The sequence below is a fragment of the Bacillota bacterium genome (assembly GCA_012837285.1).
Taxonomy (GTDB): Bacteria; Bacillota; DTU030; order DUMP01; family DUMP01; genus DUNI01.
This window is the reverse complement of the sequence record DURJ01000049.1, coordinates 21489-26866: the sequence shown is the minus strand read 5'-3', so window position 1 is coordinate 26866 and position 5378 is coordinate 21489. Positions and strand designations below refer to the sequence as shown.

Below are 5378 nucleotides of genomic sequence, written 5' to 3'. Positions count from 1 at the left end.
TTAACGGCTATCGGCCGCAGCTATACTTTAGGACCACCGACGTTACCGGTACCATTAATCTGCCGGAGGGCGTGGAGATGGTGATGCCCGGCGACAACGTGGTGATGGACGTGGAGCTCATTACTCCTATTGCCATTGAGCAAGGACTGCGCTTTGCTATTCGCGAAGGCGGCCGTACCGTAGGCGCCGGTGTTGTGGCCGAGGTGTTTGAATAATCGAGGAGAAGGACTCTCCTCGCTCTTTTTGTGCGATTAGCTATGAGGTGGAAGGTTGCCGGATCTTCCGGGGAATTTCCACTGAGAACTGTCCGTAATGACCGGGGTTAGGCATCGCCTTAAACAACGTTGGTCCCACAGCCTTACCCCGGCCGGTAATCGGGCGAAAGGGAGGATAAACATGGCTCAACAAAAAATACGCATTCGCCTGAAAGCGTATGACCACAAAGTAGTGGATCAATCATCGCAGAAGATCGTCGAGACGGCGAAACGTACCGGCGCTTTAGTTTCCGGGCCGATTCCGCTGCCGACAGACAAAAGCATTTATACTATTTTACGGGCGCCGCACAAGTATAAAGATGCGCGGGAGCAATTTGAAATGCGGGTGCACAAGCGTCTCATCGATATCTTAGAGCCCACCCCGAAGACTATAGACGCCCTCATGCGCCTGGACCTTCCCGCCGGCATTGATATTGAGATCAAGCAGAAGTAGGGAAGGGAGGAGCAAACGAGCATGAAAGGCATATTGGGCAAGAAGCTGGGCATGATGCAAGTGCCCCTGGAAGACGGCACAGTTGTACCGGTGACTGTTATCCAGGCTGGCCCTTGCACAGTGGTGCAGAAAAAAACTGAGGCCACCGATGGTTACGCTGCCCTGCAGCTAGGCTTCGAGCCTGTGATAGCGACCAGAATAACAAAGCCGCTTCGGGGTCACTTTGATAAGAAGCGGGTGCAACCGGCCAGACACTTGCGCGAATTTAAGTTTTCCGATTCCGATTCCTTCGCTGTGGGGCAGGAGATTAAAGTTGATATCTTTGCTCCAGGAGAGCGAGTGCATGTAACCGGAATGTCGAAAGGCAAAGGTTTTGCCGGTGCTATTAAACGTTGGGGTGCACGCCGCGGTCCTATGGCGCACGGATCTAAATTCCACCGTTCCCCGGGTACTTTAGCCGCGCCCCGTTCCGGTAGCCGTGTTTTCCCGGGGCGGAAATTGCCTGGACGCATGGGTCATGACCGGGTAACTGTGAGAAACTTAGAAGTGGTTCGTGTCGACCCCGAACGTAACTTATTGTTGGTAAAAGGTGCAGTTCCAGGAACACGTGGCCGGCTGGTTATGGTGCGGTCGGCCGGACGCTAGCCCACGGAGAAAGGAGGATCCAACATGCCAACTATACCGGTATTTAACCTGGACGGCGAGACTGTCGGTGAGATTACTCTTTCCGAAGCCGTCTTTGGCGTACCTATGAATGCTGGTCTGTTGCACCAGAGCGTAGTACGGCACCAGGCCAACCAACGCCTGGGAACTGCCAGTACCAAGACCAGATCCGAAGTCTCCGGGGGCGGCAGAAAACCATGGCGTCAAAAAGGGACTGGTAGGGCCAGAGTCGGTAGCATTCGCTCACCGCTGTGGCGCCACGGCGGCATAATTTTTGGGCCGACACCAAGGAGTTTTGCCCAGCAGATGCCGCGCAAAATGCGTCGCTTAGCGGTGAAGGTGGCGCTTTCGGATAAGGTTCGTCAGGGAAAGTTCGTGGTCCTAGAGGACTTAGACCTGCCTGCAGCCAAGACCAAGGAAATGGTCAAGGTGCTGGCTAATCTTGACGCCAAGAAGGCGCTAATCGTTACGGCCGGGCGGGACGATCAAGTGCAGCGCTCAGCCCGTAATATTCCGGAGGTAGAGACGCTGGAGGCGGTGGCTCTGAATGTCTATGATATCCTGAGGCACGACCGCTTGATTATTACCCGAGATGCCGTGGCCCGGGTGGAGGAGGTGCTCGGCTAATGGAAGCGCGGGAAGTTCTTAGGAAGCCGGTGATCACTGAGAAAGCCATGATTCTGATGGAAGAAGGAAAGTACACGTTCGAGGTGCATCCGGCAGCGACTAAGGTGGATATCAAGAATGCGGTGGAAGAAATCTTCAAAGTTAAAGTAACCAAGGTAGTTACCCTCAAGGCACCCGGGAAAATGAGACGTATGGGCCGCAGTGTCGGGCGGACCTCAGACCGGAAAAAGGCCGTTGTTACCCTAGCCAAGGGTCAACGGATCCCGTTCTTTGAAGGTGCCTAAATACGCGGAAAGGAGGGGTAGCTGTGTCTATTAAAATCTATAAACCCACTTCCCCAGGCCGCCGCTTTGTGACCGGGAGCACCTTCGAGGAGATCACAAAGAAGCAGCCGGAGAAGCAGCTGCTTAGGCCGCTGAAGAAACATGGTGGCCGCAACAACCAAGGCCGAATTACAGTGCGCCACCAGGGCGGCGGACACAAACGACGCTTTCGGGAAGTAGATTTCAAACGCAATAAAGATGGTATTCCGGCCAAAGTGGCCGCGATTGAATATGATCCCAACCGGTCAGCGCGTATAGCCCTGCTCTATTATGTCGACGGCGAGAAGCGCTATATTCTGGCTCCAGTGGGCCTGGCGGTGGGTGATGATGTGATGTCTGGCCCGCAGGCCGATATAAAACCGGGCAATGCTCTGCCGCTGAGCCATATTCCCGTGGGCACTACCGTGCATAACGTAGAGCTTGTTCCTGGGCGCGGAGCCAAAATTGTACGCTCGGCCGGAGCGGCAGCTCAGTTGCTGGCTCGTGAAGGCCGAATGGCTACACTCCGTCTGCCGTCAGGCGAGACGCGGATGGTGTTGGCGGCCTGCAAAGCCACTGTGGGTCAGGTTGGGAACGTGGAGCACGAAAACACCACCGTGGGCAAGGCCGGTCGGAGCCGGTGGCTGGGCAAACGACCGTCGGTACGCGGTGTTGTGATGAACCCGGTGGACCACCCGCATGGCGGCGGTGAAGGCCGCGCTCCTGTGGGTCGTAAGGTTCAGATGACTCCTTGGGGCAAACCGGCTCGAGGTGTCAAGACTAGGAAGAAGAACAAGGAATCGGATCGACTGATTATTAAGAGACGCAAGTAAGCGGGAAGGAGGTTAGGTTATGTCACGCTCAACCAAGAAAGGCCCCTATATTCATCCTAGCCTCATGGATAAGATCAAGGCGCTCAATGAGAAACGGGAAAAGCGTGTCATCAAGACATGGTCTCGTGACTCTACCATTTTTCCTGAGATGGTAGGGCACACCATTGCTGTGCATGACGGCAGAAAACATGTCCCAGTATATATCAGCGAAGATATGGTTGGCCACAAACTGGGCGAGTTTGCGCCGACCCGCTTCTTCAGAGGCCACGGTTCTCATACCGAAAGGTCCACGGCGCTGAAGTAGAGGAGGGCAGAATATGGAAGCGAAAGCAGTTGCTCGCTATGTGCGTATTGCCCCACGGAAAGCGCGCGTGGTTATGGATCTTATCCGTGGCAAGAGTGTGCAGGAGGCTATGGGGATTCTGCGGTTTATGCCTAAGCGAGGTTCACGCCTGATAGAGAAAGTGTTAACATCAGCCGTGGCTAATGCACAAAACAACCTTGATCTTGATCCGTCGGAGCTATACGTGGTGCGAGCTTATGTAGATGAAGGGCCGACGCTAAAACGCTATCGCCCCCGACGCATGGGGCAGGCATTCCCGATTTTAAAGCGCACCAGTCATATAACCGTTGTGGTCGGCGAAAAGTAAGGAGGGATAGTGCGTGGGACAAAAAGTCAATCCCCATGGCTTGCGCCTCGGGATAATTAAGAACTGGGAAGCACGTTGGTTTGCCGATCGCGATTTCGCCGACCTGCTGCTCGAGGATGTCAAGATTAGGGATTACATTAAAGAAAAGACTCGTCAAGCAGGTGTGTCTGGTATTGAAATAGAGCGGGTGGCTAAACGCGTTCAGCTGACAGTTCATACGGCTAAGCCGGGGATGGTTATCGGACGCGGTGGTTCCGGGGTGGAGGCTCTGAGAAAAGAGCTGGAAGAGTTGACTGGCCGACAAGTTCATATCAATATTCAAGAGATCAAGACGCCGGAGATCGATGCTCAGTTAGTGGCGGAGGGAATTGCCGGCCAGCTAGAGCGGCGGACCTCGTATCGGCGGGCCATGAAGCAGGCCATTCAGCGAGCTATGCGGGCCGGGGCCAAGGGTGTGAAGGTAATAGTCAGCGGTCGTCTCGGCGGCGCAGAAATAGCCCGGACAGAAGGCTATCGCGAAGGAACAGTACCGCTCCAGACTTTGAGAGCAGATATCGATTACGGCTTTGCCGAAGCCCGTACCACCTACGGGCGGATCGGGGTTAAAGTTTGGGTTTATAAAGGTGAAGTTTTGCCGGAAGCGAAAGCGGAAGGCAAGCAGAAAGAGGCGGCCGGCGAAGGAGGCAAGTAATATGCTAATGCCTAAAAGAGTTAGATACCGTAAGCAACACCGGCCCAAACCAAGCGGAGTAGCTACGCGGGGTACGGAGGTAGTCTTCGGCGATTACGGGCTGGCAGCCCTGGAGTCCGGTTGGATTACTCAGCGCCAGATAGAGGCGGCTCGTATTGCCCTGACTCGTTATATCAAGCGCGGCGGGCGGGTGTGGATCAAGGTTTTTCCCGATCGGCCCATTACGGCTAAGCCTGCTGAGACTCGGATGGGGAGCGGTAAAGGCACCCCGGAGTACTGGGTGGCTGTGGCTAAGCCGGGACGCATTCTGTTTGAACTGGCCGGTGTTAACGAAGAAGTAGCGCGCGAGGCTATGCGCCTGGCAGCGCAAAAGCTTCCTATTAAGACGCGCTTTGTTAAGCGCCTGGAGGTAGGTGGTGAGGCCGGTGAAAGCTAAAGAACTAAGGGAGCTCACCGATAACGAGTTGCAGGAAAAACTATCCAACTTCAAGGAGGAGCTCTTTAACCTCAGGTTTCAACTGGCCACAAGGCAATTGGATAACCCGATGCGCCTGCGGGAAGTGAGGAAATCCATTGCTAGGATCAAGACCGTTCTACATGAACGAGAATTGGCTAAGGCCTAAGGAAGGAGGCCAAGAGCTTGGATAAGGATAAGCGAGGGCAACGCAAGACCCGCCAAGGTATAGTAGTTAGCGATAAAATGGACAAAACAGTGGTAGTGGAAGTCAGCCGGACCGTCAAAGATCCGCTGTACAAACGCTACATTCGGCAAACAAAACGTTTCAAGGCTCATGATCCCGAGAACGCTTGTCATGTGGGTGATCGGGTGCGCATAGGTGCTACGCGGCCCCTGTCCAAAGAGAAAAGATGGCGCGTGGTGGATATCATCGAAAAAGCCCGCTAA

At 54.6% G+C, this 5378-nt stretch carries 12 protein-coding genes; all 12 read left to right on the top strand.

From position 1 onward, the window contains the following. Positions 1–215: elongation factor Tu (gene tuf, locus GX016_03010; GenBank protein ID HHT70535.1), on the top strand; the 215-nt coding region annotated here is incomplete at its 5' end. A 181-nt stretch (positions 216–396) separates the two neighbouring features. Next, positions 397–708, top strand: a complete 312-nt coding sequence (gene rpsJ, locus GX016_03005; GenBank protein HHT70534.1) for a 30S ribosomal protein S10 — start codon at positions 397–399, stop codon at positions 706–708. Between the two features lie 21 nt (positions 709–729). Beyond that, positions 730–1353, top strand: a complete 624-nt coding sequence (gene rplC / locus GX016_03000; GenBank protein HHT70533.1) for a 50S ribosomal protein L3 — start codon at positions 730–732, stop codon at positions 1351–1353. Between the two features lie 24 nt (positions 1354–1377). After that, the gene (gene rplD / locus GX016_02995) at positions 1378–1998 is read left to right on the top strand and encodes a 50S ribosomal protein L4 (GenBank protein HHT70532.1); all 621 of its coding nucleotides are present in this window, start codon (positions 1378–1380) and stop codon (positions 1996–1998) included. Continuing rightward, complete coding sequence (locus GX016_02990) at positions 1998–2282, top strand: 50S ribosomal protein L23 (GenBank protein ID HHT70531.1); 285 nt, start codon at positions 1998–2000, stop codon at positions 2280–2282. The genes rplD and GX016_02990 overlap by 1 nt, the downstream gene beginning before the upstream one ends. Before the next feature lie 23 nt (positions 2283–2305). Further along, positions 2306–3133, top strand: coding sequence for a 50S ribosomal protein L2 (gene rplB, locus GX016_02985; protein ID HHT70530.1), 828 nt, complete (start codon positions 2306–2308; stop codon positions 3131–3133). A 19-nt stretch (positions 3134–3152) separates the two neighbouring features. After that, positions 3153–3437, top strand: a complete 285-nt coding sequence (gene rpsS / locus GX016_02980) for a 30S ribosomal protein S19 (protein ID HHT70529.1) — start codon at positions 3153–3155, stop codon at positions 3435–3437. Between the two features lie 13 nt (positions 3438–3450). After that, positions 3451–3783, top strand: a complete 333-nt coding sequence (gene rplV / locus GX016_02975; GenBank protein ID HHT70528.1) for a 50S ribosomal protein L22 — start codon at positions 3451–3453, stop codon at positions 3781–3783. Between the two features lie 13 nt (positions 3784–3796). Further along, positions 3797–4474, top strand: a complete 678-nt coding sequence (gene rpsC / locus GX016_02970) for a 30S ribosomal protein S3 (GenBank protein HHT70527.1) — start codon at positions 3797–3799, stop codon at positions 4472–4474. 1 nt (position 4475) lies between these two features. Continuing rightward, positions 4476–4910: a 50S ribosomal protein L16 gene (rplP, locus tag GX016_02965; protein ID HHT70526.1), complete on the top strand. Its 435-nt coding sequence runs from the start codon at positions 4476–4478 to the stop codon at positions 4908–4910. Next, entirely contained in the window at positions 4900–5097 is a 198-nt protein-coding gene (gene rpmC / locus GX016_02960; protein ID HHT70525.1) for a 50S ribosomal protein L29, read from the top strand. Before rplP ends, rpmC begins: the two co-directional genes overlap by 11 nt. Before the next feature lie 17 nt (positions 5098–5114). Beyond that, positions 5115–5378: a 30S ribosomal protein S17 gene (gene rpsQ / locus GX016_02955; GenBank protein ID HHT70524.1), complete on the top strand. Its 264-nt coding sequence runs from the start codon at positions 5115–5117 to the stop codon at positions 5376–5378.